A 26,319-nucleotide genomic window follows, 5' to 3' on the forward strand; every position below is an offset into this window, starting at 1 on the left:
GCTGCTCCTCGCCGGACAACCCCGGCTTCCCAATACAAGCACATGGTGAAAACCATCAAATTCTATTTAGAATCCACAACCCATACACTGAATCAATCAATCCAATCCTAGAATCCGCGGTCACATTTCGACACTTTCCCGGATACATCACGATGCATCTTGCAACGATTGTCCATGGAGACAAGCGTGCAAGACCGTGGCGATCCACCCTCCCGTTCCGGTCCGTGCCGTCCTCCTGGCACACGAACTTCATCGGCATGCCCACTCGATCCCTGGTTTCCGCCGCGCGCCGCGTCCACTGGCTGCTGGCCTGCCTGCTGGCCTGCCTGCTGGCCTGCCTGCTGGCTCCATCCATGGCACGGGCCGCCCCTGCCGTGGCGCTGTACTACGGGAACGCCCTTCCACTGGCGGAATTCAGGGCCTTCGATACCGTCGTGGTCGAACCCGGCCACGGCCATGACCCCGTGCGGCACCGCGCCAGCGGCAGCGAGCTCTATGCCTATGTATCGGTCGCCGAGGTCCAGCCCTCGCGCCCCTATTTCGCGGACATTCCCGCCGCCTGGAAGTTGGCCCGCAACGGCCACTGGGACTCGGTGGTGCTCGACCAGACCCCCGGGGCCTGGCCGGATTTCTTCGCCAGCCGGGTCGTGGGGCCGCTGTGGGAGCGGGGCTACCGGGGCTTCTTTCTGGACACCCTGGACTCCTACCGCCTCGCGGAGCGCTTCGACGAGAAGGCGCAGCAGGAGGGCCTGGTGCGCGTCATCGAGACCCTGCACCGCCGCTTTCCCGGCATCCGCCTGATCCTCAACCGGGGCTTCGAGATCGTTCCGCACGTGCGCGACAAGATCGAGATGGTGGCGGCCGAATCGTTGTACCGGGGCTGGAACGCGGGCACCCGGCGCTACGAGGAAGTGAAGGCGGAGGACCGCGCGTGGCTCCTGGAGCAGCTGCGCGCCATCCAGGAACGCGACCGCCTGCCCGTGCTGGCCATCGACTATGCGCCGCCGCACGACCGCGCCCTGGCGCGCGAGACCGCCCGGCGCATCGAGGCCCACGGGTTCATCCCCTGGGTGGGCGACAGCCAGTTGCACACGCTGGGCGTGGGCAGCATCGAGGTCGTGCCCCGGCGCATCCTGGTGCTCTACAACGGTGCCGAGGCGGTCACGCTGAACTACACCAACGCGCACCGCTTCCTGCAGATGCCGCTAAACCACATGGGCTATGTCGTGGACTACGCGGACACGCGCGAGCCGCTGCCCGAAGGCATCCACCGCGACCGCTACGCCGGCGTCGCCACCTGGTTCTCGGGCTTTGTTCCGGCGCACAAGAGCAAGGAGCTGAGCCGCTGGCTGCTGGCCCGGGTGGCCGAGGGCATGCCCCTGGCCATCCTCGACGACTTCGGCTTCCAGCCCGACCGCGACTGGGCCGCGCAACTGGGCCTCCAGGCCACCCACGTGGAGCCCCAGGGCGCGCTGCTCACCGTGCGCCAGCACGCCATGATGGGTTTCGAGGCCGCCACGCCCGCGCCCCAGCGCGACTACGCCCCGGTGCGCCTGGCCGGCGCCATGGCCGCGCGGTCGACCCCCCTGGTGGAGCTGCAGGACGCGCGCGGCCAGGTGTTCGTGGGGGGCGCCCTCATGCCCTGGGGCGGGTTCGCGCTGGACCCCTTCGTCATGACCGAACTGCCCGGCGTGGAGCAGCAGCGCTGGGTGCTCGACCCCTTCGCCTTCCTCACCCAGGCGCTGCGCCTGCAGCCCATGCCGGTGCCCGACGTGACGACCGAAAATGGCCGGCGCCTGCTGATGGCCCATGTGGACGGGGACGGCTTCCCCTCGCGCGCCGAAATGGCCGGCAGCCCCTTCGCCGCCGAAGTGCTGCTCACGGAAGTCTTCGAGAAATACCGCATTCCCCAGACCATGTCGGTCATCGAGGCCGAAGTCGCGCCGCATGGCCTGTATCCGCAAAAGAGCGCGCAGCTCGAAGCCATCGCCCGGCGCATGTTCCGCCTGCCCCACATCGAGATCGCCAGCCACAGCTATTCCCATCCCTATCTCTGGGACCAGGGCGCCAAGCACGGCATGTTCCTGGAAGAAACGCAGAAGGACTACCACCTCGACCTGCCCGGCTACACCTTCGATCTGGAACGTGAAATCGTGGGCTCGGTGGACTACATCCGCCAGCGCCTGGCCCCCGCGGGCAAACCGGTCGGCATCATGCTGTGGACGGGCGACACGGCCCCCAGCGCCGAGGCCCTGGCCATCGCCAGCCGCGCCGGGCTGCTCAACATGAACGGGGGCGATACCTTCATCTCGCGCAGCCATCCCTCGCTCACGCTGGTGCGCAGCCATGGCATCCACAAGAACGGCCACCTGCAGGTCTACGCGCCCATCACCAACGAGAACATCTACACCAACCTCTGGCAGGGGCCTTTCTACGGGTTCGAACGCGTCATCGAGACCTTCGAGATGACGGACAGCCCCCGCCGCATCAAGGCGGTGGACATTTACTACCACACCTACTCGGCCAGCAAGCGTGCCGGCTTGAACGCGCTGCACAAGGTCTACCGCTGGGCACTGTCACAGCCCCTGCACCCGGTGTTCACCTCCGAGTACATCCGCAAGGTGCAGGATTTCTATGGCTATACGATCGCGCGCGACCGGCAGGGCTGGCGCGTGCGCGGCACGGGCGAGCTGCGCACCCTGCGGCTGCCGCCGCAATGGGGCGCCCCGGCCCTGGCGGACAGCCAGAACGTGGCCGGCTACCGTGCGGGCGTGGAAGGCACCTACCTGCACCTGACCGGCGGCAGCGCCTGGTTCAGGGCACAGGAATCCGCCGCGCCCCCCGCGCCTGCGCGCACCTACCTGCACGATGCCAACGCCCGCGTCCAGGACTGGCGCGTCAGCGCCGATGGCGCGCGCACCGAATTCACGCTCCAGGGGCATGTGCCGCTGCAATTTGGCCTGGCCCCGGCCTCCAGCGCCTGCCAGATCCGCGCCAACGGGCGCGCGCTCTCGCCCACGCGCACGGCGCCGCCCGCACACGCCGATATCCAGACCTTCCAACTGCCCGATGCTTCCGCGCACATCCAGATCCTCTGCCCAGCCCGTTGAGCGCCCCGTCCTGGCCCCCCACTGGCTGACGCTCCTGCTGGCCGGCATGGTCGGCGGCGCGCTCTGGCTGCTGTACCCGCGCCAGGACCTGGAGCGGCGTCTGGCGGGGGCCCGGGATGACTCCGCCCTCTCCACCGCCTACCTGCACAACCTGCTGCGCAGCGATCCGGACAATCCGCAGCTGCGCCTGCTGCTGGCCCAGCGCCAAGCCACCGAGGGAGAACTGGAGCAGGCGCGCGAGACGCTGCGGCCGGCCGCCGACTCCACCGATCCGCAACTGCACCGCGACGCCGTCTGGACGCTTTGGGAGGCCACGTACAACAAGTACCAGAAAACACCGTCCCAGGAAAAGGCCGCGCGCGATGCCTTGCGCCAGGACCTCGGCCACCAGCTCGGCGCGCTGGCACGGGAAGACTGGCCCCTGGCGCAGCACCAGCAGCTCACGCGCCAGGCCTTCCTGCTGGGCGCGCGCAGCGAAGGCATCTTGCTGCTGCGTGGCCTGGCCTCGCGCGAAAAACAGCCCGGCATGGCGGCCTCGCTCTACGAAAGCGCCGCGCGCGAAGCCCTCGCGGCCTCGAACCACCCGCTCAGCGCGGAGCTGTATCTGCTGGCCCGCCGGTCCGCGCCCGACGCCCAGGCCGCCAAGCAGTATTACCTCTCGGCTGTGGCGGCCATGCAGTCGAGCGGCCAGGCCATGGCGGCGCTCGAACTGGCGGAGCACGAGCTGGGCGAGCTCCACGACGACCCCGACACCCTCCACCGGCTGGTTCAGTTGGCACGCTCCGCGGGCCGGCCCGACATCGCGGAACGCTATGTGAAGCAGTTGCTGCGCCTGGCGCTGCTGCTGCAATGGCAGAACAGCGTGCTGGCGCAGGCCGCGCCCCCCCCGGCCTTGCCACTGCAGCCCGCCGTGGCAAGGCCTGCGGGGATCGCGTCGGCGTTGCTGCACGACGGCCAGGAACACCCCGGCGCACCGCGCTACCACCTCGCGGTGCAAAAAACAGCCCCGGACGCCAAGGCCGGTCCCGGCCTGCCGTTCGACGACAAGACCTATGCCCTGGGGTACAGCGTGTTCCTGGAGAACCGGAACCTGGAAGACGCCTGGCTGGTGGCGCGCGCCGCCGTGCAGCAATCGCCCCGCGACATGGTCTGGCGCGAACGCCTGGCCCAGGTTTCCGAATGGACCCTGCGCCTCGGACCGGCCCTGGAGCACTGGCTCGTGCTGGCACGGCAAACCCAGAAGAACGCGGCCTGGCAGGCCGTTCTGCGGCTGGCGCCAGGGCAGTTCGACGATACCGCGCTCATCGAGGCCCTGCGCTTTGAACTCCAGCGCCAGCCCGGCGATCCCCGGCTGCTGCAAGAGCTGGTGGCCGCCCATGAGCGCATCGGCACCCCCGAGCCCGCCATCGATGTCCTGCGCCAGCAGCCGCGCACGCCCGGCACGCTCGAAATGCTGGCCGGCCTGGCCAAGCGGGCCGGCGACCTGGACACGGCCTTCGAAAGCTGGCGCCTGCTGTTCCAGGACCCCTCCCAGATCACCCCGGAACGCGCCATGCGCGCCGCCGTCCTGGCGTTGCTGCGCGGGCAGGGGGCACAAGGTCTCGCGTGGCTGGAGGCCGCCCAGGGCCAGGTCACGCCGCGCACCGAGAATGCCCCGGGCTTCTGGCGCTTCACCGCGCAACTCGCGGAAAGACAGCAGAAGGACACCCTGGCGACGCAGGCCTACCGCCAGCTGCTGGACACGGAGGATGCCGATGTCGGGGATTTCGACGCCCTGGTCCGCCTCCTCCAGACCGATCAGCCGCTGGAAGCCGCCACCATCGCCACCCTGGCCTGGGAGCGCTACGACGAGCCACGCCATCTGGTGCAAGCCCTGACGCTGTATGTCAGCCGCAGCCAGTGGCCCGACATCCGGCGCCTGCTGGGCCGGATCGATCCGGCGCCACAGGCCGGCCGCCATGCGCTGGCGCGCCTGCTCAGGGAGCCCGAGTTCCTGCGGCTGGCCGGCACCTATTACCAGAACACGGGCCAGCACGCGCAGGCGCGCCAGTACTACGAAGCGGGGCTGCGGGCGGCGCCCCAGTCCTCGGCCATGCGCCATGCGCTGCTGTGGCTCTTCATCGACAGCAACGACACCGTGGCCTTGCGCGAGCTGCTGGCGCTGCACGAGCCCGAATGGAGCCGGGACGAGGAGGTCCACGACGCCCTCGCCTCCGCCTACCAGGCCCTCTCGCTGCCCACGGTGGCGCTGGAGCGCTACCTCCAGCCACGGATCGCCTCGCACCAGACCGACCTGCTGTGGCTCATGAACTATGCCGACGCCCTGGACCAAAACCAGCAATCCGACCGCGCCTGGCGGCTGCGCCGGCACCTGCTGTCCGCCGAATGGCAGAAGGCCCGGCAGAACGACGGCGGCCCGCGCCTGGACCATGCGCAGGCCCGCGCCCGCTGGCTCACCGAAGAGGGGCTGGATGAAGTGCGGCGTCTGGCCCGCACCCGCCTGCAGCTCATGCAGCGCCCGGGGGACGAGGGGCTGGAGACGCTGCGCGAACTGCTGCGTCTGGACCGTGACGCACGCGGCGGCTTCTCGAACGCGGCCGCCGAAACGGCCATCGGCTGGCTGCAAGATGCCGGCGAATACACGGCCGAACGCGGCTTCCTGTGGCACCAGTACGCACGCAGCCACAGCCTGCGGTCCAACCGGCCCCTCTGGGCCGAGATCACCGTGGCCCTGGCGGAAAAGGACAAGGCCGCGACGGGCCAGCTGCTGGAAACCTTCGATGAGCGCCTGCCACGCTACGACCGTGTCAACGCCGCAGCGGCCGTGGGAGACATCCGGCGGGCGCAGACCGCCGCCTTCGAGACCCAGGGCGACCAGCCCGACGACAACCCCATCCACCTGCAGCTGACGGAAAACCTGCTGGCGTTCAGCGACCATGCGGGCGCCGAGATCACCTCGCGCCAGCTCGACAGCATCGACGAACGCGAAGCCGGCGCGCAACTGCATCTGGCGCTCACCCCCCGGCTGTTCCTGGATCTGCGGCTCCTGCACATCGACCGGCGCGCGCGGCTGCCCCAAACCGTGTACGACCCCTCGCCCGAGGATGCGCTGCAGGCCGAACTGCGCTGGCTGCACGCCCACGGCAGCACCGTGCTGCGCATCGCGCGCAGGGAAAGCCTGGCCGGCTACAACTCCTTGCAGGCCGAACAGGAATGGCGCCTGGACAACCGGTTGACGCTGCGCCTGGACCTGGGCAAGCAATTGCCAACCCAGGAAAGCCTGGTCCTGCGCATGGGCGGCATGAAAGACCGCCTGGGCGCCAGCCTGCGCTACCAGCCCACGCGGCTGGACCAGTTCGCCGTCGAGCATTGGCGCGACAAATACCAGCTGCAGACGGGCGGCCAGCTCGGCAGTGGCCGCCACACCGCGCTCAGCTACACGCACACCTACCGGCTCGACGCACCCACGGTGGACGTCGGCGCCTTCTGGTCCGGCCATGCCTACCGCCGCAACGACCCGGCGGGGCTCGCCGGCGCCGATCTGGCCTTCCTGCGCTACCTGCCCCCGCAAGCCTTTCCAGTGGGAGCGGGCTATTTCCTGCCGGAGAACTTCAGCTTCTACGGCATCCAGCTGAGCACCAACACGCGCTTCGAGCGCGACTACACACGCGCGCTGCGCCCCTTCGCCGCCATCGCGCGCACCTGGCACAGCCGGCAAGGCCCCGGCTACAGCCTGCGGCTGGGATTCGCGGGCAGCCTGCTGGGCACCGACCACCTGAGCCTGGTCTGGAGCCTGGGCAAATCCGGTGCGCAGTCGCCCGGCCGGACCCGCGAAATCCAGCTGAACTACCGCAACCATTACTGACCATCCTCCAAGGTAAACCACCATGCGCCATCCGTCCCGCCTCCTGCCCCGCCTGAAGACCCTGGCCTGCACCGCGTTGCTGGCCCTGCTGGCGGCCTGCTCCACCATGGACCGCGGCAAGCCCCCCGCATTGGAGCGCGATGCCACCTGGGCCGTCCTGCCCTTCGCCAACCACACGGAAACCCCCCTGGCGGGCAACCGCGCCGAGACGATCGCCGAGGCCCTCCTGCACGCCCAGGGCGTGGGGCGCGTCAAACGCTACCAAGGCAACACGCAGCAGGAGGCCCTGTTCGACGCGGGCGCACCGCGGCGCCTGGAGGAAGCCCTGGCCTGGGCCCGCGAACAGAAAGTGCGCTACGCCCTCGCCGGCGCCGTGGATGAGTGGCGCTACAAGGTGGGCGTGGACGGCGAGCCCGCGGCGGGCGTCACCCTGCAGATCATCGACGTGGCCAGCGGCGAGACCGTCTGGAGCGGCGCGGGCGGCAAGAGCGGCTGGAGCCGCGAGGCCCTGTCGGCCGTGGCACAAAAGCTCATCCGTGAACTGCTGCAGGCCGGCCTGGCCGGCGCGCGCTGAAACACCCCGCCCCCGCCATGCACACCGCCACCGCCGCTGGCCAGCAGCCCCCCGCGCAACCCCAGCCCCTGCCCCGGGCCACGTACAGCACGGATTTCGCCGGCTCGCCCCTGGGCAAGCTGGCCGCCACCGGCGTGCCGTCGTGGATCGTCCTGCTCGAAACCCTGCTGGTCCCGCTGACGGCCCTGGGCATCGGCCTCATGGTCAACCCGGAAGATCCGCTGTGGGTCCATGCGGATTTCCATTGGGCCTGGCTGGCGCCGGTGATCGTGGCGCTGCGCTATGGGCCCTTGACGGGCCTGGGCGCGGCCGGCGTGCTGCTGCTGGGCTGGCTGGCATTGAACCGGGGGCATTACGACCAGTTTCCCCAGGTGTTCTTCCTGGGGGGCCTGATCATCGTCATGCTGGTCGGCGAGTTCTCCAGCCTGTGGATGGCCCGCACCCGGCGCGCGGAAACCGTGCAGCATTACCTGAACCAGCGCATGGAGCACCTGATCCGCCAGTACTACCTGCTGCGCCTGTCCCATGACCGGCTGGAACAGGAGTTGATCGGGCGCCCCATGTCGATGCGCGACGCGCTCAAGACCCTGCGCGGGCTGGGCAGCGTACAGGCCGACTCGCAGACCTTGCTGCGCCTGCTGGCGCAATACTGCCAGATCAGCGCCGCGGCGCTCTACCGCGCGGATGGCGAGCGGCTGGCCGCCGACCCCCTGGCCCGCATCGGCTCTCCCATCCCCCTGCACGCCGACGACCCGCTCGTGCGCCAGGCCCTGGAGACGGGGAAGCTCTGCCATGTGGTCCAGGCGACCGCCATGCAGCAGACCAGCCGCTATCTCGTGGCCGCCCCCCTGCTCGACCTGGGCGGCGAGGTGTACGGCATGCTGCTGGTTGATGACATGCCGTTCTTCTCCGTGCAGGAAGAGAACCTGCAGACCATCAACCTGCTGCTGGGCTACTACACCGACGGCCTGTCCACCCAGGCCCTGGCGCAGCCGCTGCAGCAGGCGCAGCCCGAATGCCCGTCGGAATTCGCCTTCGAGATGCAGCGCCTGTGGCGCATGCACCAGAAGGCCGGCGTGCCCAGCGTCATCGTGGCGCTGGAGTTCGCCCCCGCCGCCATCGAACGCGACCTGCCGCAGCAGCTGTTGCGCCTGCGCCGGCTGATGGATGAAACCTGGCTGATCCAGGGCCCCGGCCGCCAGGTGCTGGCCGTGCTGATGCCGCTGGGCGATGCCTCCACCGCCGAGGGTTTCCTGGCCCGGCTGGAACGCTGGATGCACCAGAAGGAAGGCATTTCACTGGCCGATGCCGGCGTATACCCGCACCATTTGCCGCTGGGCCATGCCACGCCCCTGGCCACGCTGCAGCGCCTGCACGGGATCGCGCATGCTTAGCACCAAACTCGGCCTGTCGGCCGTGCTGATGGAACTGGCCGCCTGGAGCAGTCCCTTGCTGCTGCGCGGTCATTCCGACGCGGCCCTGGCCAGCTACCTGCTGGCCCATGCCCTCGCCAGCGCCCTGCTGGCCCTGTTCATCCTGCCGCTGCTGCGTGGCGCGCAGACACGGCCGCGCGCCCCCATCCTCGCCCTGCTGGCGCTGTGCAGCTACGCCGTGCCGATCGCGGGTTTCCTGGGCGTGCTGGCGGGCGCGCTGGTGCTGCGCTACTACCGCTCGCCCCCCCCGCGCGGCACCTTCGAGTCGCTGCAGCTGCCGGAATTCGACCTGCACCAGCGCATCAAGGGCGGGTTTCGCCAGACCGGCCTGCGCTCCTTCCTCGGCAATGCGGAAGTCCCCATGAACTCCCGCATGCGCGCCATGGTGTCCTTGCAGCATGTATCCGGCCGCGTGGCCTCCCCCTTGCTGCGCAATGTCCTGAACGACCCCAGCGAAGACCTGCGCCTGCTGGCCTACGGCATGCTGGACACGCTGGAGCAGCGCATCAGCCGCTCGGTGGACCATGAGCTCCAGGCCTGGCGCGTGGCCCAGGCCACCGAGGGAACGGAGCGCCCGGGGCCGCTGACGCTGAAAGCCGCGCACAACCTGTCGGACCTCTACTGGGAATTCATCTACCAGGACCTGGCCCAGGGCGATCTGCGCGACTACGCCAGCCACGAGTCCCTGCGCTACTGCGAACAGGCGCTGGCGCTCCAGCCCGACAACGCCCCGCTGCGCTTGCGCCAGGGCCTGCTGCTGCATGCGCTCGGCCGCCTCGACGAAGCGGCCCAGGCCTATGACAAGGCACATGCGCTGGGCTTGCCCGCCACGCGCGTGCTGCCCTACCAGGCCGAGCTGAGCTTCGAACGCCGGGATTTCGCCCGCACGCGCGAACTGATGCGGCGGCTGGACCAATGGAGCGCGCTGCCCCGGCTGCGCCCGGTGATCGACTACTGGAGCGCGCGATGAGTCCCGCCGTTCAGCACCCCCAGGCCCAGGAAGCGGACATCGCGCTGATCCTAGAGGGCACCTTCCCCTATGTCAGCGGCGGCGTTTCCAGCTGGATCAACCAGGTCATCCGCGCCTACCCCGGCTACCGCTACGCCATCGTCTTTCTCGGCAGCCGCCGTTCCGACTACAGCGGCTTCAAGTACGAACTGCCCCCCAACGTGGTGCATTTCGAGGAGCACTACCTCTACGACCATCTGTCCAGCCACGGCATGCCCGAGCCGCGCCGTGGCGATGACTTCGCCTTCGAGATGGCGCAAACGCTGATGGAGTCCCTGCGCCACGGCGATGCCGACCGGGCGAAAACCTTGCAGTCCCTGCGCGGCCTCACGCGCGAGATGATGCCGGGCGGACGCCTGCGGATCGAAGATTTCCTCTACAGCGAGCGCGCCTGGGAACTGTTGTGCGACACCTACCGGCGCTACTGCACCGACCCCTCCTTCGTGGACTACTTCTGGACCGTGCGCATCATGTTCCAGCCCCTGTGGCTGCTGGCGCGCGTGGCGCACCAGCTGCTGCCGGTGCGCGCGCTGCACAGCGCCTCGACCGGCTATGCCGGCTTCCTGGGCGCGCTGCTGCACGAGACCCGCGGCCTGCCCCTGGTGCTGTCGGAGCATGGCATCTACACCAAGGAGCGCCAGATCGACCTGCTCAAGAGCGAATGGATCCGGGACAACCGCAACGTCTTCCAGCGCGACCCCACGGAGCTGTCGTACTTCCGCCAGATGTGGATCCGCTTCTTCGAATGGATGGGGCGCTACTGCTACGACGCCGCCGACCCCATCATCGCGCTCTACGAGGCCAATCGCCTGCGCCAGATCCATGACGGCGCCGAGGCCTCGCGCACCTTCAACATCCCCAACGGCATCAACCTCGCCCGCTTCGCGCCGCTGCGCCAGCAGCGCCAGCAGCGCCCCGCCACGCCCCCGCAGGTGCTGTGCCTGATCGGCCGCGTGGTGCCCATCAAGGACGTCAAGACCTTCATCCGCGCCATGCGCCGCGTGGTCAACCAGATGCCCGCCGCCGAGGGCTGGATCGCCGGCCCGGCCGAGGAAGATCCGCAGTACGCCCAGGAATGCCAGAACCTGGTGCAGAGCCTGGGCCTGCAGGAACACGTCAAGTTCCTCGGGTTCCAGCGCGTGGAAAACCTCATGCCCCAAATCGGCCTGGTGGTGCTCTCTTCGATCAGCGAGGCCCTGCCCCTGGTGATCCTGGAAGGCTACGCGGCCGGCGTGCCAACGGTCTCCACCGACGTGGGCTCGTGCCGGCAACTGATCGAAGGGCTGGACGACGAGGACCGCGCCCTGGGCCACAGCGGCGCCGTGGTCCCCATCGCCGACCCGCAGGCGCTGGCGGACGCCTCCATCGCGCTGCTTTCGGACACGGCCGCCTGGAACAGCGCCAGCGCCGCCGCCGTCGCCCGCGTGGAACGCTACTACACCGACACGATGATGTTCGACCGCTACCGCAAGGTGTACGAAAAGGCCCTGCGGGGCCAGAAGGAGTCCGGCTGATGGCGGGCATTGGTTTCGAGTTGCGCCGCCTGTTGCGCAAGAACACCCTGGTGGGCCTCATGGAGGCCTACGCCTACGCGGGCGTGATCGGCTCCGGGCCCTGGGTGTTCTCCATCATCGGCATCCTGCTGGTGGGTATCTTCAGCGCCACCGTGGTGGTGCCGTCCCACCTGGTCACGCAGTTCCAGACCTCGGTGACCTACCTCGTGGCCTGCAGCCTGATCCTGACCGGGTTCGTGCAACTGGCCTTCACGCGCTTCGTCTCCGACCGGCTGTTCGAGAAACGCAAGGACACCATCCTGCCCAACCTGCACGGCCTGCTGCTGATCGTGGTGGCGGCCGCGGGCGGGCTCGGCACGCTGGCGCTGTTCCTGCTGCTGCCAGGCGAGGCGCTGGTGTACCGCCTGCTGATGCTGGCGGGGTTCACGGTCATGTGCGGCGTCTGGGTGCTGACCATCCTGCTGTCGGGCATGAAGCGCTACAAGGCCATCACGGTGCTGTTCGGTGCGGCCTATGCGCTCATCGTGGCCGCCTCGCTGCTGATGCGCCCCTGGGGCCTGGAGGGGCTGCTCGGGGGCTTCGTGCTCGGCAACCTGGTGCTGCTCATGGGCATGTGGCTGCTCATCGTGCGCGAGTTCAACCCCGAGGGCCGCCTGATCGCCTTTGATTTCGCGCGGCGCGGCATGCTCTACCCCTCCCTCGTCGCCGTGGGTTTTCTCTACAACTTCGGCATCTGGGTGGACAAGTTCATGTTCTGGTACTTCGCGCCCACCTCGGAGGCCATCATCGGTGGACTGCGCGCATCGCTGATCTACGACCTGCCGGTCTTCCTTTCCTACCTGTCCATCATTCCCGGCATGGCCGTGTTCCTGGTCCGCATCGAGACCGACTTCGTCGAGTTCTACGACAAGTTCTACGACGCGGTGCGCAGCGGCGGTTCGCTCGAATACATCGAATCCATGCGCGATGAAATGGTCTACTCGACCCAGCAAGGCCTGGGCGAGATCGCCAAGATCCAGACCCTGGCCGTGCTCATGACCTTCGTCGCGGGCCCATCGCTGCTCAACGCGCTGGGCATCTCCCAGCTGTACCTGCCCCTGCTCCAGGTACAGGTGGTGGGCGCGGGCCTGCAGGTGGGCCTGATGGCCGTGCTGAACGTGTTCTTCTACCTGGACCAGCGCCGCATCGTGCTGTTCCTGTGCGCGCAGGCCGTGGTGCTCAACATCGTCCTCACCGCCTTCACCCAGTATTTCGGGGCCGCGCTGTATGGCTATGGCTTCGCTCTGGCCATGCTGATCACGCTGTGCACCGGCCTGGCCCTGCTCACGCGCCAGTTCAACCGTCTCGAATACGAGACCTTCATGCTTCAGTAAGATCGGACTCCAACCTCGCACCGAGTCTGCCGCCATGCCCCACCCGATCTCCCCCCGCCTCCCTGCCGGCGTGCTCTGCCTGGCCGCCTTTCTCTCGGCCTGCGGCGGGGGGGCCGAAACGCCGGCCCCCACGCTCGGCGTCAGCCTGACCGCGCCGGCCAGCGCCAACCAGGTTTTCACCCTCCAGCAGCCCATCGCGGTGAGCGCCCGCATCACCGTGGACGGTGCATCGGCCCCCGATGGCACGGCGGTGAACTTCTCCACCCCGGCCGGCAGCTTCGCCCCCGCCAGCGCCTTGACGCGCTCCGGCACGGCCAGCACCACGCTGACCGGCGCCACGGCGGGCCGGCAGACGCTCACGGCCAGCGCCACGCTGTCGGGTGTCACCGGCTCCGCGACGCAAACGCTGTACCTGCGCCAGCCCCCGGCCCCGCTGGAGATCCTGGTGCCGGCCTATTTCTATCCCTCGGCAGGGGGCTCCGACTGGGACCGTCTGAGCGCCAGCGCGCTCGCCCATCCCGGATTGAAGCTCACCGCCATCCTCAACCCCGCCAACGGCATCTTCAGCAGCACCGAACCCCGCTACCTGCAAGCCGCGCAGGACTTTGTCGGAGCGGGCGGCCGCTTGCTGGGCTATGTCTACACCCGCTATGGCACGGGCGCGCGTTCCGTCTCCGACATCAAGGCCAACATCGACCGCTACCTGGATCTGTACGGGCGTGGCCTGATCAGCGGCATCTTCCTGGACGAAATGGCGGCCAATGCCGCCAGCCTCGGCTTCTACCAGGAGATCTACAACCACATCAAATCCCGCGATGCCAGCCTGCGCGTGCTGGGCAACCCCGGCACGGTTCCCACCGAAGGGTACGCGGGTGTCGCCGACGCCCTCGTCACCTTCGAGGGCACGGGCGCCGACTATGCCGGCTACGACCCCCGCCAGACGGGGGATTGGCTGTATGCGCGGGCCAACAGCACCCAGGCCATGCTGGTCCACAACGCCATGACATGCCAGGCCATGCAAGCCGCCGTGGCCACGGCCGCCACGCCATTGGCCAATGCGGGCCTGGTGTACGCGACCGACCGCGTCTTCGACTACGCCACGCAAACGGGCAACCCCTGGGCCACCCTGCCCAGCTACTGGACACAGTTGCTGGCCACCGTGGCCGCCGTCAACCAGGGGCAGGCGCTTCCCGCGTGTCCATGACCCGCAGCATTTGCCAGCCCTGCCACTGCGCGCCCGGCGCCAGGGGCACGGGCTCATCGATCTGCGCCGCCTCCACGCACAGCATGGAGCGGTAGCCATCGGCAGGCAGATCCGCCAGGCGTGAACACAGATGGGCGCCCGGGTTCCACACCACGGTGCTGCCCAGGCCCTCGCTCTGGCTGATCCGCAGGCCCCAAGGGCCATCGCGCAGGAGCATGGGCTGCCTGGGCGCGCGGAAGACGCTGTCGTACTCGCCTGCAATGGTCACCACGCCGGACTGAAGGCCATGCCTGTCCCGCACGGCATCCCAGCGCGCGCAGCCTTCCAGTCCTTCCAGGCGGACGTTTTCCACCGCATCGACCGCCAGGTAGGTGTGCAAGGCCGTGGTGAATTCCCACGGCGCCTGGCCGGTATTGCCGACATCCAGGTGGACACGCATCCACCCCGCGCCCAGCGACAGGGTGAGCCGCACCTCGAAGTCCTGCGGCCAGAGCGCCCGGGTGCCATCACTGCTGCACAGCCGCAGGCACTGCACGGTGGCGGCTTCTTCGGCGTTCCACCAGGGCGCCTGCGCGGTCCACGCCAGGTTGCGCGCGAAGCCATGCTTGGGCAGCAGGCCGCGCTGGTTGAATTGGGGAAAGCACAGCGGAATGCCGCCCCGGATGGCGGCCTGGCCGTCGAACACGGCCCGGGGACTCAGGTAGAGGCGCTCGCGCCCGTCCGCCACCCAGGACAGCATCTGGGCGCCGTGCAGCGCCACCAGGGCGGTGTCGCCATTGCCGGCCCGCAGGCGGATGCAGGGCTGGCCGTGGAAGGTTTCAGCCACGCCGCTGGGTTTCCGCAACATGCACTGCGTTGGGGACGGATGCCATGCAGGCAATGGGCGCTGCCCGGACCAGCGGCCACCGCGCAAGGGCCGCCCCGCCGCGCTGGTGGCGTCCCCCTGCCCGCAGCGCACAGCGCTGCGAGAGCGGGGGAAAGGCCCGCAGGGCCTCAGGGGGGTGTTTCACACCTCACGCGAGTTCATCGGCGCGCGCCTGCGCAGCGGCGAAATCGAGGTCGCCCGAATAGATGGCCCGGCCGCAGATCACGCCTTCGACGCCCTCGTCCTCCACGGCGCAGAGCTGCTCGATGTCTTTCATGCTGCCCAGGCCGCCCGAGGCGATGACGGGGATGGTGAGGGCCTGCGCCAGCTTGACCGTGGCGTCGATGTTGATGCCCGAGAGCATGCCGTCGCGGCCGATGTCGGTGTAGATGATGGACTCGACGCCCCAGTCCTCGAACTTCTTCGCCAGGTCCACGACCTCGTGGCCGGTGAGCTTGCTCCAGCCGTCGGTGGCGACCTTGCCGTCCTTGGCGTCCAGGCCCACGATGATGTGGCCGCCGAACGCGGTGCAGGCGTCCTTGAGGAAACCGGGGTTCTTCACGGCGGCCGTGCCGATGATGACGTAGCGCAGGCCGCCGTCGATGTATTTCTCGATGGTGTCGAGGTCGCGGATGCCGCCGCCCAGCTGCACCGGGATGTCGTCACCGACCTCCTTGAGGATGGACTTGATGGCGGCGTAGTTCTTGGGCTTGCCCGCGAAGGCGCCATTGAGGTCCACCAGGTGCAGGCGGCGCGCGCCCGCGTCCACCCACTTGCGCGCCATCGCGGCCGGGTCTTCGCCAAAGGTGGTCGATTGGTCCATGTCGCCTTGCTTGAGGCGAACGCAGTGGCCGTCCTTGAGGTCGATGGCGGGGATCAGAAGCATGGTGGGTTCGGGGATAAATGGGCTTCGACAGGCTCAGCCCGAACGGGGTGGAAAAACGTTGTTACCGGGAAAAGTGTAACCGGCTGCTCACGGGTTCCAATGCAGGAAGTTGCGGTAGAGCTGCAAGCCATGCTCCGCGCTCTTCTCCGGGTGGAACTGCGTGGCGAAAATATTATCGCGTGCAACCGCGGCGGCAAACACGCCGCCGTAGTCGGCCTCGCCCGCGCAATGGCGCGGGTCCCGAGGCCGGGCATAGAAGCTGTGCACGAAATAGAAATAGCTGTTGTCGGGCACGCCGGCCCAGACCGGGTGCACGGCGCCGCCGTGCGGCACCTGGCGCACGGTGTTCCAGCCCATCTGCGGCACCTTGTAGCGGCTGCCGTCCTGCTGCGTGCGGCCGGCCAGGTCGAACTTGACGACCTCGCCCGGGATCAGGTTGAGGCCCGGCGTGTCGCCCTCGGCGCTGTGCGTGAGCAGCATCTGCATGCCCACGCAGACGCCGAACATCGGCTTGGCGGCGGCGGCTTCGAGCACGGATTCGCGCAGGCCCGAGTCGCGCAGCTCGCGCATGCAGTCGGGCATGGCGCCCTGGCCCGGCAGCACGATGCGCTGGGCCGCGCGCACTTCTTCGGGGCGCGAGGTGACCACCACTGTCCAACCCGTGTCATGCGCGGCGGCCTGCACAGCCTGCGACACGGAGCGCAGGTTGCCCATGCCATAGTCCACCACCGCCACGGTTTTTACTACTGAATTCATAGCTGTTAGCGCAATCTGGATAAGCGCCGGAGGCCTGTTTTGCTTGAAATTTAGAGAGAACCCTTGGTCGAGGGGATGGTGCCGGCGCTGCGCGGGTCGCGCTCGACGGCGGCGCGCAGGGCGCGGGCGAAGGCCTTGAACGCCGTTTCGCACTGGTGGTGCGCGTTCACGCCGCGCAGGTTGTCGATGTGCAGCGTGGCGCCGGCGTGGTTCACGAAGCCCTGGAAGAACTCGTGCGTGAGCTGGGTGTCGAAGGCGCCGATCATGCCGCTGGTGAACGGAATGTTCATCACCAGCCCCGGGCGGCCCGAGAGATCGATGACCACGCGCGAAAGCGCCTCGTCGAGCGGCACGTAGGCGTGGCCGTAGCGGCGAATGCCCTTCTTGTCGCCCACGGCGCGCGCGAAGGCCTGGCCGATGGTGATGCCCACGTCCTCCACGGTGTGGTGGCCGTCGATGTGCAGGTCGCCATCGGCGTGCACTTCGAGGTCGATCAGGCCGTGGCGCGCGATCTGCTCCAGCATGTGGTCGAAAAAGCCGATGCCGGTGCGCAGGCTGGACTGGCCCGTGCCGTCGAGGTTCAGGCGCACGGTGATGCGCGTCTCGGCGGTGTTGCGGCTGACTTCGGCCGTGCGGTCGGTGGAGGCGGAAGGAACGAGTGCGGAAGAGGTCATAACGAGGCCTGGAGTGCTTGCAGCATGATCGCATTGTCGGCGGCGGAGCCCACGGTCAGGCGCAGGCAGTTCGCCAGCAATGGATGCATTGTAGAAACGTTCTTGACGAGCACCTTGCGCTCGCGCATGGCGGCGAAGGTGCGGGCGGCGTCGGGCACGCGCACGAGCACCATGTTGGCTTCGCTGTCCCAGCATTTCTCAACACCGGGCAGGGCGCGCAGCGCCGCGATCAGCGCCGTGCGCTGGGCGCGCAGTTCGGCGGCCTGCGCGGCGAAGACCTCGGCATGCTCCAGCGCGAACAGCGCCGCCTCGCAGTTGAGCACGCTCACGTTGTAGGGCGGGCGCACCTTGTCGATCTCGCCCACCAGGGCGGTGGCGCCGATCAGGTAGCCCAGGCGCACGCCGGCCAGGCCGAACTTGCTGAGCGTGCGCATGAGCAGCACATGGCCGTTGCGCGCCGGCTCGGCGCGCATGCGGTCCAGCCAGGTGCGGCTGGCGAAGGGCTGGTAGGCCTCGTCCACGACGACGATCCCGCCCACGGCGGCCACGGCGTCGATGACGCGCTGCACCACGCCCTCGTCCCACAACGTGGCCGTGGGGTTGTTGGGGTAGGCAATGTAGGTGATGGCGGGGCGGTGCCGGGCGATGGCCGCCAGCATGGCAGCCTCGTCGAGTTCGAAGTCTGGCGTGAGCGGCACGCCGACGAAGTCCAGCCCCTGCAGCTGCGCGCTCATGCCGTACATGACGAAGCCCGGCACGGGTGCGAGGGCCACCGGACGCCGGCCGTCGGCGGCCGGTGGCAGGGCACAGGCCAGTGAGACCAGGCTGATGAGCTCGTCCGAGCCGTTGCCCAGGATCAGCGTGCAACCCTCGGGCATGCCGGCATGGCGCGCCAGCGCGGCGCGCAGGTCGTCGGTGCGCGGGCCGGGATAGCGGTTGAGCGCCAACGCGCCCAGGCGCTGGCCTAGCGCGGCCTGCAGCGCGGGCGGCAGGCTGAAGGGGTTCTCCATCGCGTCCATCTTGAGCAGGCCCTCGGCGCCCTGCACGGCGTAGGCATGCATGGCGCGCACGTCGGGGCGGATGCGATCAAGGGCAGCGGCCAGCGCAGAGGTCATTCGAGCGATTCCAGTTCGGCGGGAGCCAGGACAAAGGGGTTCACGGCACGCACGGCGTCGTACTGCCGGCCATGGGGCAGCACGTCGCCCAGCACATAGCGGCAGCCCTGCTGGTGGGCCGAGGCGAGAATGAGCGCGTCCCAGTAGCCCAGGCCGTAGCGGTCCTGCAGGTCCCAGGCGCCGTCCACGGTGTAGGCGTCGAGGTGCGGCGGCTGCCACACGCGCAGGCGCCGCACCTGGGCGCGCACGAGGTGCAGAGTCTGCGGGCCGGGGAAGCAGACGATGGCGTTGTGGTACAGCTCGTTGAGCACCTGCGAGCTGATGCGCCCGCAGCGCTCCTGCCAGCACAGCGCCAGCCACTCGCGGGCGCGGGCCTGGCGCGCGCCATCACGCTCGTCCACGCTGGCAAGCAACACCGAGGTGTCGACGAAAAGCAGCGGCTGGGCCATAGCGTCAACGCTCCAGCAGCTCGGGGCGCGCCAGGTAGGGCCGCGTGGAAGCGCCCCAGGATTCAAACCCCAGGGCTTCACGCATGGCCTGCGCGTAGGCGTCTTCCTGGCGCATCTTGTCCGCCAGCCATTCGCCCAGCAGGCGCGACACGCTGCTGCCGCGCTTGGCGGCCTCGACGCGGACCCATTCGGCGACCGCGTCGTCCATGGTGATGGTGACGTTCTTCACGGCGGAAAGTTTACACGAACTTCGTGCAACACGAAGTTCGTGTACCTACTCATGCCACCCGCCGCGCGGGCGCCGCCGCCATCGCACACGCCAGTTCGCCCACACGGCGCAGGGCGCTGACGTGGTGGGGCGTCCAATCGCCGCCCACGCCAATGCGCAGACAGTTGCGAAAACGCCCGCCAGTGCCAAAGATGGTGCCGGGCGGCACCAGAATGCGCTCTGACAAAAAGGCCTGGTGCAACTGCACGGTGTCCACGCCGCGGGGCAATTCCAGCCAGAACAGCAAGCCGCCAGGGGGATCGCTGACCCGTGTGCCGGGCGGAAAGGACGACGCGATCACCCGGCGCACCTCGTCCACGCGCGCGGCGATGGCCGTGCGCAGCTGGCGCATCGCGGCCGCGTGGCCCGTCTGCAGGATCAGGTCCGCCAGGGCCAGCTCCAGCACCGGCGACTGACCACCGGCCTGCAGGTCCTTGATGCGGCGCAGCGGCTCGGTCCAGCGCCCGGCCTCGACCCAGCCCAGGCGCAGGCCTGGGGCCAGCGTCTTGGAGAACGAGTCGCACAGCATCACATGGCCCGTCGTGTCGTAGGACTTGATGGCGCGCCGATGCTCGTCCTGCTCCGCCAGGTCGCTGTAGACAGCGTCCTCGATCACGGCCAGGCCGTGGCGCGCGGCCATCTGCGCCAGGCGGCGGCGCTCGGCCTGCGGCATGCAGGCTCCCAGCGGATTGCTGAGCGTGGGCACGACGAGCAGCGCCTTCACGGGCTGCGTCTCCAGCGCGAGCTGCAGCGCGTCGAGCGAAATGCCATGGCGCGGGTGCGTGGGAATTTCCAGCGCCTTGAGGTGCAGGCCCTGCAGCACCTCCAGAAAGGAGAAATGCGTGGGTGATTCCAGCGCCACCACGTCGCCGGGCTGCGTCACCGTGCGCAGGCACAGGCTGATGCTGTCCATGCAGCCGCCGGTGACGAGGATACGCCCGGGGTCCAGGCTGCATCCCAGCCCCACGGCGTAGCGCGCGATGGCGCGGCGTGCGTCCTCATGCCCGCTGGACGAGGGATAGGTGCACAGCAACTGCCGGTGGCGCTGGGCAGACCGGGTGACGGCACGGCGCACCCGGTCCACGTCGAGCAGGTCCGGCCCCGGCGTGCCGCTGCTGAACGACACCACGTCGGCGGAATGCGCCGTTCCCAGGATGCGCTGGCCCAGCCAGTCCACCGAGACATCGCGCGGCCGGCGCAGGCTGCGCGACACCGAGGGCTCGGGCAGCGCCGCCGGGCGCGGCGCGACGAAGTAGCCCGAGCGCGGCCGCGCCGCGATCAGGCGCGCATCCTCCAGCCAGTGGTAGGCCTGCACCACGGTGCTCTGCGCCACGCCGCGCTGGCGCGCCAGTTCGCGCACCGAGGGCATGCGCGCGCTGCGCGCGAGCGTGCCGTTGCGGATGAGTTCGGCCATCTGCGTGGCGATCTGCAGGTACAGCGGAGGGGAGTCGTCATTGGCCATGCCCCATTCTGTATCGCCCCGGTCCATGGCAACCCATACAGATGGGCACCAGACCGGGCAGCACAGTTGCACTGCGACAGGGTTCTGTACTGCCCCGTCTGGCCGCCGCCTGCGGCTGTTGCGAGTCCGGCCCGGCGCGCACAGTGGAGCCATGAACCTGCTCAACCTCTCCCCCTCCTCCCAGGTGCTCCAGATCACGCTGGAGCCCGGCCAACCCGTGCTGCCGCTGCAATGCCGGCCGGGCCAGCGCGCGCTGCTCGAAGTGCTGGCCGGGCGCGCATGGATCACCCAGCCGGGGCGCCCCAGCGACCTGTTCCTGGACGCGGGCCAGGGCCTGACCCTGCAAGGCCCGGCCCTGGTCTATGCCAGCGCCGAGGGTACGGTGCCGCTGCGCCTGCGCTGGGCGCAGGAGGCCGTTGCGACGGTGCTGGCACCGGCGCGGCGCGCGCCGCTCACCGCGTGAGGCGCAATTCGGCGGCCTGGGCGTGGGCCTGCAGGCCCTCGCCGTAGGCGAGCGTGGCGGCGATGGGGCCGAGCTTCTGGGCGCCGGCCTGGCTCACCTCGATGATGCTGCTGCGCTTCTGGAAGTCGTACACGCCCAGCGGCGAGGAAAAGCGCGCCGTGCCGCTGGTGGGCAGCACATGGTTGGGGCCAGCGCAGTAGTCGCCCAGCGATTCGCTGGTGTAGGCCCCGAGGAAGATGGCGCCCGCGTGCCTGAGCAGCGGCTCCCAGCGGTGCGGCTCGCTGCTGCTCACCTCCAGGTGCTCGGGAGCAATGCGGTTGGAGATTTCGCAGGCCTCTTCCATGCTGCGCGTGTGGATCAGCGCGCCGCGCCCGGTGAGGCTCTTGGCGATGATCTCGGCGCGCGGCATGGTGGGCAGCAGGCGGTCGATGGCGGCCTGCACCGCGTCGATGTAGGCGGCGTCGGGGCACAGCAGGATGCTCTGCGCCAGTTCGTCGTGCTCGGCCTGCGAGAACAGGTCCATGGCCACCCAGTCGGGCGGCGTGCTGCCGTCGGCCAGCACGAGGATCTCGCTCGGGCCGGCGATCATGTCGATGCCCACGGTGCCGAACACATGCTTCTTGGCGCTGGCGACGTAGGCATTGCCGGGGCCGGTGATCTTGTCCACCTTGGGCACCGTCTGCGTGCCGTAGGCCAGCGCGGCCACGGCTTGCGCGCCGCCGATGGTGAAGGCGCGCGTGACGCCCGCCACGTAGGCCGCCGCCAGCACCAGCGGGTTCTTCTCGCCGCGCGGCGTGGGCACGACCATGATGATCTCGCCCACCCCGGCCACGTGCGCAGGGATGGCGTTCATGAGCACGCTGCTCGGGTAGGCGGCCTTGCCGCCGGGCACGTAGATGCCCACGCGGTCGAGCGGCGTGACCTTCTGGCCCAGCAGGGAGCCGTCGGCGTCGCGGTAGCTCCAGCTCTCGCCGCAGGCCTTCTTCTGCGCCTCGTGGTAGCCGCGCACGCGCGCCGCAGCGGCCTGCAGCGCGCCGCGCTGGTCGGCGGGCAGGGCGTCGAAGGCGGCCTTGAGCTCGGCCTGCGTGAGTTCGAGGGCCTGCAGCGTGGTCGCCGGCAGCGCGTCGAAGCGCGCGGTGTATTCCAGCACGGCGGCGTCGCCGCGCGCGCGCACGTCGGCCAGGATGTCGGCCACGCGCTGCTCGATCGCGGCGTCCGTGTCGGCCGACCAGTGCAGGCGGGCCGCGAAATCAGCCTCAAAAGTGCTGGAAACGCTGGACAGACGGGCGGGAGCAGCTACGAAATTCATAGTGGATTCTCAGTCCTGGGTAACAGCGGAGGCAAACGCATCGATGATGCGGCGCAGCGGCGCCTGCTTGAGTTTGAGCATGGCCTGGTTGACCACGAGGTGCGAGCTGATGTCCATGATGCGCTCGACCTCCACCAGGTGGTTGGCCTTGAGCGTGTTGCCGGTGGACACCAGATCGACGATGGCGTCGGCCAAGCCGGTCAGCGGCGCCAGCTCCATGCTGCCGTAGAGCTTGACCATGTCCACATGCACGCCCTTCGCGGCGAAGAATTCGCGCGCGATGGCCGGGTACTTGGTGGCGACCTTCAGGCGCGAGCCCTGGCGCACGGCCTGCTGGTAATCGAAGTCGGCGCGCACGGCCACGCTGACGCGGCAGCGCGCGATGCGCAGGTCCAGCGGCAGGAACAGGCCCGAGCGCGCGGCCCCGCCCCATTCGGCGCCATGCTCGATCAACGTGTCCTTGCCGCACACGCCCATGTCGGCGCCGCCGTACTGCACGTAGGTGGGCACGTCGGAGGCACGCACCAGCACCACGCGCACGTCGGCCTGGTTGGTGGGCAGGATGAGCTTGCGCGACTTCTCGGGGTCTTCCAGCACCTCGATGCCGGCGGCGGCCAGCAGCGGCATGACTTCGTCGAAGATGCGGCCTTTGGAGAGAGCAAGGGTGATCATTGGATTCTTTCGATGTCTGCGCCCAGGCCGCGCAGCTTGGCTTCCATGCGGTCGTAGCCCCGGTCGAGGTGGTAGATGCGGTCCACCACGGTCTCGCCCTCGGCCACCAGGCCGGCGATGACCAGGCTGGCCGAGGCGCGCAGGTCGGTGGCCATGACGGTGGCGCCCGACAGGCGCTGCACGCCTTCCGAGATGGCCACCCGGCCGTCGACCTGGATGCGCGCGCCCAGGCGCAGCAGCTCGTTGACGTGCATGTAGCGGTTCTCGAAGATGGTCTCGGTGACCGTGGCCGTGCCCTGCGCCACCGTGTTGAGCGCCATGAACTGCGCCTGCATGTCGGTGGGAAAGCCGGGGTACTCGGTGGTGCGGAAGGCCTGCGCCTTGAGCTGCGCGGCGCCCGGGCTGCGCACGCGCATGCCGCCCTCGACGGCCTCCACCTGCACACCGGCCTCGCGCAGCTTCTCGGTGACGGCGTCGAGGTGGTCGGCGCGGGCATGGCGCAGGAAGGCATCGCCGCCGGTGGCGGCCACGGCGCACAGGAAGGTGCCGGCCTCGATGCGGTCGGCCACCACGGCGTGCTCGCAGCCGTGCAGCCGGTCAACGCCCTGGATGCGGATGCGGCTGGTGCCGTGGCCCTCGATCTGGGCGCCCATCTTGATCAGCATCTCGGCCAGGTCGGTGATCTCGGGTTCCTGGGCGGCGTTCTCCAGCACCGTCTCGCCCTCGGCCAGCGCGGCGGCCATGAGGAAGTTCTCGGTGCCGGTGACGGTGACCATGTCGGTCGTGATGCGCGCGCCCTTGAGGCGCTTCCAGCCGGCCGGCAGGCGGGCGATGATGTAGCCGTGCTCGACCACGATCTCGGCGCCCATGGCCTGCATGCCCTTGATGTGCTGGTCCACCGGGCGCGAACCGATGGCGCAGCCGCCGGGCAGCGACACCGTGGCCTCGCCGAAGCGCGCCAGCAGCGGGCCCAGCGCCAGCACCGAGGCGCGCATGGTCTTGACCAGCTCGTATGGCGCCTCGGGCGTGTTCAGGCGGCCCGCGTCGATGCGCACGCAGCCGTCGTCTTCGCGCTCGGCCACGACGCCCATGTTGCGGATGAGCTTGAGCATGGTGCTCACGTCCTGCAGCTGGGGCACGTTGCGCAGCACGACGGGTTCGGCCGTCAGCAGCGCGGCGCACAGCTCGGGCAGCGCGGCGTTCTTGGCGCCGGAAACCAGCACCTCGCCCTGCAAGGAGCGGCCGCCGCGAATGAGGAGCTTGTCCATGGTCGGAAATTCAGATTTCAAATAAAAATGGGCTCAATGGCATATGGGTGCTGCGGTATAAGCTATGTTTTTAATAGCATCTGCAGCCCCCCCCCCCGGCTCACTGGCCGCTCTGCGCCGCCCATTCGGCGGGCGTGAAGGTCTTCATCGACAGGGCGTGCACCTCGTCGCTCTGCATCTTGCTGCCCAGCGTGGCGTACACGCGCTGGTGGCGCGCAATGGCGCGCTTGCCCTCGAACTCGGGCGAGACGATGGTGGCGTACCAGTGGCGGCCATCGCCTTCGAGCGTAATGTAGTCGCAGGCCAGGCCGGCGGCGATAAGGTCTTTGATTTGGTCGGCGGTCATGTCATGGATCCAATCAGTTCCGGATTTTGTAGCCGGTGCGCAGCAGGTGCACGGCCAGCAGGCTCACGCCCAGCCAGGCGCTGCCCACGATGCCCAGGCTGAGCCAGGGCGAGACGTCGCCCTGGCCGAAGAAGCCGTAGCGGAAGCCGTCGATCATGTAGAAGAACGGGTTGAGGTGGCTCACCGCCTGCCAGAACGGCGGCAGCGAACCGATGGAATAGAACACGCCCGAGAGGAAGGTCATGGGCAGGATGATGAAGTTCTGGAACGACGCCATCTGGTCGAATTTGTCGGCCCACAGCCCGGCGATCACGCCCAGCGTGGCCAGCAGCGCTGCGCCCAGCAGCGCGAACACAAGAATCCAGCCCGGCGCGGCGAACTGCGGCGTGGCGAAGGCCAGCGTGACGATGAACACGCCCAGCCCCACGACCAGGCCGCGCACCACGGACGAGCCCACGTAGGCCGCGAACCAGGCCCAGTGCGACAGCGGCGTGAGCAGCTGGAACACCAGGCTGCCCATGATCTTGCTCTGGATCAGGCTGGACGAGCTGTTGGCGAAGGCGTTCTGCAGCACGCTCATCATCACCAGGCCCGGCACCAGGAAGGCGGTGTAGCCGATGCTGCCGTACACCTTCACATGGTCTTCGAGCACGTGGCCGAAGATCAGCAGGTACAGCACGGCGGTGAGCACCGGCGCGGCCACGGTCTGGAAGCTGACCTTCCAGAAACGCAGCACCTCCTTGTAGAACAGCATCCGCCAGCCGGTCATGCCACCTGCCCTCCGCTGGCCGAGGCCATGACACTGAGGAACACGTCCTCCAGGTCGGCCCGGCGGATCTCGACGTCCTGCACGTCCACGCCGGCCTGGCGCAGCGCGGCCAGGTGCTGCTCGATGTCCTGCGCGTCGTGCGCCGCCATCTGCACCACGCGCCCGGTGACGCGCGCCTGCGCGGCCAGCGCGGGCGGCAGGGCGCTGTCGGTCTTGAACACGAGCACATTGCCCGAGGCGGCCTTGAGCAGCTCGGAGGTGCGGTCGAGCGCCACCACGCGGCCGCTCTTGAGCATGGCGATGCGGTTGCACAGCGCCTCGGCCTCTTCCAGGTAGTGCGTGGTCAGCAGCACCGTGTGGCCTTCCTTGTTCAGGCGCGCGATGAAATGCCAGAGCGTCTGGCGCAGCTCCACGTCCACGCCGGCCGTGGGCTCGTCGAGCACGATGATGGGCGGCTTGTGCACCAGCGCCTGCGCCACCAGCACGCGGCGCTTCATGCCGCCCGAGAGCTGGCGCATGTTGGCGTTGGCCTTGTCGGCCAGGCCCAGGCTGGCGAGCAGCTCGTCGATCCAGTCGTCGTTGTGGCGCACGCCGAAATAGCCGGACTGCAGGCGCAGCGCCTCGCGCACGTTGAAGAAGGGGTCGAACACCAGCTCCTGCGGCACCACGCCGAGCTTACGGCGGGCATTGGCGTAGTCCTGCTGCACGTCGTGGCCCAGCACGGTCACCCGGCCCTGCGTGGCACGCGCCAGGCCGGCCAGGATGCTGATGAGGGTGGTCTTGCCCGCGCCGTTGGGGCCCAGCAGGCCGAAGAATTCACCTTCCTCGATGTCCAGGCTCACGCCGCTGAGCGCATGGAACGGTCCGCGGGGCGTGGTGTAGGTCTTGGAGACGGATTGGAAGGAGACGGCGGGCATGAAGCCGGTGATTTTACG

General features: G+C 68.9%; 23 protein-coding genes. 9 read left to right on the forward strand and 14 right to left on the reverse strand.

Annotation, left to right across the window (positions count from 1 at the left end; all coding sequences use genetic code 11):
• The first annotated feature begins 257 nt into the window (after positions 1-257).
• From D8S75_RS02670 to D8S75_RS02705, 8 genes are read left to right on the forward strand one after another with little or no spacing between them, the layout of a single operon-like run.
• Positions 258-3,110 (forward strand): bifunctional glycoside hydrolase/polysaccharide deacetylase family protein, encoded by a 2,853-nt coding sequence (locus D8S75_RS02670; protein ID WP_119964411.1) that lies wholly within the window; start codon positions 258-260, stop codon positions 3,108-3,110.
• Entirely contained in the window at positions 3,070-6,975 is a 3,906-nt protein-coding gene (locus D8S75_RS02675; protein WP_232828859.1) for a tetratricopeptide repeat protein, read from the forward strand. Before D8S75_RS02670 ends, D8S75_RS02675 begins: the two co-directional genes overlap by 41 nt.
• Positions 6,976-6,997: 22 nt before the next feature.
• The gene (locus D8S75_RS02680) at positions 6,998-7,549 is read left to right on the forward strand and encodes a penicillin-binding protein activator LpoB (protein ID WP_119964412.1); all 552 of its coding nucleotides are present in this window, start codon (positions 6,998-7,000) and stop codon (positions 7,547-7,549) included.
• A 17-nt stretch (positions 7,550-7,566) separates the two neighbouring features.
• A complete protein-coding gene (locus D8S75_RS02685) occupies positions 7,567-8,943 on the forward strand; it encodes a PelD GGDEF domain-containing protein (protein ID WP_119964413.1) in 1,377 nt (458 codons plus the stop codon).
• Positions 8,936-9,952: a tetratricopeptide repeat protein gene (locus D8S75_RS02690; protein WP_119964414.1), complete on the forward strand. Its 1,017-nt coding sequence runs from the start codon at positions 8,936-8,938 to the stop codon at positions 9,950-9,952. The genes D8S75_RS02685 and D8S75_RS02690 overlap by 8 nt, the downstream gene beginning before the upstream one ends.
• Positions 9,949-11,505 carry a GT4 family glycosyltransferase PelF gene (gene pelF, locus D8S75_RS02695; RefSeq protein WP_119964415.1) on the forward strand — a complete coding sequence of 519 codons (1,557 nt, stop codon included), beginning with the start codon at positions 9,949-9,951 and terminating at the stop codon, positions 11,503-11,505. Before D8S75_RS02690 ends, pelF begins: the two co-directional genes overlap by 4 nt.
• Positions 11,505-12,878, forward strand: a complete 1,374-nt coding sequence (gene pelG / locus D8S75_RS02700; protein WP_119964416.1) for an exopolysaccharide Pel transporter PelG — start codon at positions 11,505-11,507, stop codon at positions 12,876-12,878. The genes pelF and pelG overlap by 1 nt, the downstream gene beginning before the upstream one ends.
• Positions 12,879-12,912: 34 nt before the next feature.
• The gene (locus D8S75_RS02705) at positions 12,913-14,082 is read left to right on the forward strand and encodes a spherulation-specific family 4 protein (RefSeq protein WP_198673131.1); all 1,170 of its coding nucleotides are present in this window, start codon (positions 12,913-12,915) and stop codon (positions 14,080-14,082) included.
• Here the strand turns inward: D8S75_RS02705 and D8S75_RS02710 are convergent.
• The 8 genes from D8S75_RS02710 to D8S75_RS02750 all read right to left on the reverse strand — a co-directional run bounded on the left by D8S75_RS02710 (position 14,048) and on the right by D8S75_RS02750 (position 20,557).
• Positions 14,048-14,929: a D-hexose-6-phosphate mutarotase gene (locus tag D8S75_RS02710; RefSeq protein WP_119964417.1), complete on the reverse strand. Its 882-nt coding sequence runs from the start codon at positions 14,927-14,929 to the stop codon at positions 14,048-14,050. The two genes, D8S75_RS02705 and D8S75_RS02710, sit on opposite strands and share 35 nt — an antisense overlap.
• A gap of 166 nt (positions 14,930-15,095) precedes the next feature.
• Positions 15,096-15,833: a 1-(5-phosphoribosyl)-5-[(5-phosphoribosylamino)methylideneamino]imidazole-4-carboxamide isomerase gene (gene hisA, locus D8S75_RS02720; RefSeq protein WP_119964418.1), complete on the reverse strand. Its 738-nt coding sequence runs from the start codon at positions 15,831-15,833 to the stop codon at positions 15,096-15,098.
• 87 nt (positions 15,834-15,920) lie between these two features.
• Positions 15,921-16,589 carry an imidazole glycerol phosphate synthase subunit HisH gene (gene hisH, locus D8S75_RS02725; RefSeq protein WP_119964419.1) on the reverse strand — a complete coding sequence of 223 codons (669 nt, stop codon included), beginning with the start codon at positions 16,587-16,589 and terminating at the stop codon, positions 15,921-15,923.
• Between the two features lie 50 nt (positions 16,590-16,639).
• A complete protein-coding gene (gene hisB, locus D8S75_RS02730; protein WP_119964420.1) occupies positions 16,640-17,263 on the reverse strand; it encodes an imidazoleglycerol-phosphate dehydratase HisB in 624 nt (207 codons plus the stop codon).
• Positions 17,260-18,378 carry a pyridoxal phosphate-dependent aminotransferase gene (locus tag D8S75_RS02735; RefSeq protein ID WP_119964421.1) on the reverse strand — a complete coding sequence of 373 codons (1,119 nt, stop codon included), beginning with the start codon at positions 18,376-18,378 and terminating at the stop codon, positions 17,260-17,262. Before D8S75_RS02735 ends, hisB begins: the two co-directional genes overlap by 4 nt.
• Positions 18,375-18,827, reverse strand: a complete 453-nt coding sequence (locus D8S75_RS02740) for a PIN domain-containing protein (RefSeq protein WP_119964422.1) — start codon at positions 18,825-18,827, stop codon at positions 18,375-18,377. Before D8S75_RS02740 ends, D8S75_RS02735 begins: the two co-directional genes overlap by 4 nt.
• Positions 18,828-18,831: 4 nt before the next feature.
• Positions 18,832-19,056, reverse strand: coding sequence for a CopG family transcriptional regulator (locus tag D8S75_RS02745; RefSeq protein WP_119964423.1), 225 nt, complete (start codon positions 19,054-19,056; stop codon positions 18,832-18,834).
• 49 nt (positions 19,057-19,105) lie between these two features.
• Positions 19,106-20,557, reverse strand: coding sequence for an aminotransferase-like domain-containing protein (locus D8S75_RS02750; RefSeq protein ID WP_119964424.1), 1,452 nt, complete (start codon positions 20,555-20,557; stop codon positions 19,106-19,108).
• A gap of 151 nt (positions 20,558-20,708) precedes the next feature.
• Here D8S75_RS02750 and D8S75_RS17365 point away from each other — a divergent pair, with 151 nt between their 5' ends.
• Positions 20,709-21,020 (forward strand): DUF2917 domain-containing protein, encoded by a 312-nt coding sequence (locus D8S75_RS17365; RefSeq protein ID WP_157982582.1) that lies wholly within the window; start codon positions 20,709-20,711, stop codon positions 21,018-21,020.
• Here the strand turns inward: D8S75_RS17365 and hisD are convergent.
• The 6 genes from hisD to D8S75_RS02785 form a co-directional block, all read right to left on the reverse strand.
• Entirely contained in the window at positions 21,010-22,329 is a 1,320-nt protein-coding gene (hisD, locus tag D8S75_RS02760; protein WP_119964425.1) for a histidinol dehydrogenase, read from the reverse strand. The genes D8S75_RS17365 and hisD overlap by 11 nt on opposite strands.
• A 9-nt stretch (positions 22,330-22,338) precedes the next feature.
• A complete protein-coding gene (gene hisG / locus D8S75_RS02765; protein WP_119964426.1) occupies positions 22,339-23,001 on the reverse strand; it encodes an ATP phosphoribosyltransferase in 663 nt (220 codons plus the stop codon).
• The gene (gene murA / locus D8S75_RS02770) at positions 22,998-24,269 is read right to left on the reverse strand and encodes a UDP-N-acetylglucosamine 1-carboxyvinyltransferase (RefSeq protein ID WP_119964427.1); all 1,272 of its coding nucleotides are present in this window, start codon (positions 24,267-24,269) and stop codon (positions 22,998-23,000) included. Before murA ends, hisG begins: the two co-directional genes overlap by 4 nt.
• Positions 24,270-24,369: 100 nt before the next feature.
• A complete protein-coding gene (locus tag D8S75_RS02775) occupies positions 24,370-24,615 on the reverse strand; it encodes a BolA family protein (protein WP_119964428.1) in 246 nt (81 codons plus the stop codon).
• A 13-nt stretch (positions 24,616-24,628) separates the two neighbouring features.
• Positions 24,629-25,384: an ABC transporter permease gene (locus tag D8S75_RS02780; RefSeq protein ID WP_119964429.1), complete on the reverse strand. Its 756-nt coding sequence runs from the start codon at positions 25,382-25,384 to the stop codon at positions 24,629-24,631.
• Entirely contained in the window at positions 25,381-26,301 is a 921-nt protein-coding gene (locus tag D8S75_RS02785) for an ABC transporter ATP-binding protein (RefSeq protein ID WP_119964430.1), read from the reverse strand. Before D8S75_RS02785 ends, D8S75_RS02780 begins: the two co-directional genes overlap by 4 nt.
• Positions 26,302-26,319: the final 18 nt, after the last annotated feature.

The sequence above is a fragment of the Simplicispira lacusdiani genome, assembly GCF_003604195.1.
Lineage (GTDB): Bacteria > Pseudomonadota > Gammaproteobacteria > Burkholderiales > Burkholderiaceae_C > Simplicispira > Simplicispira lacusdiani.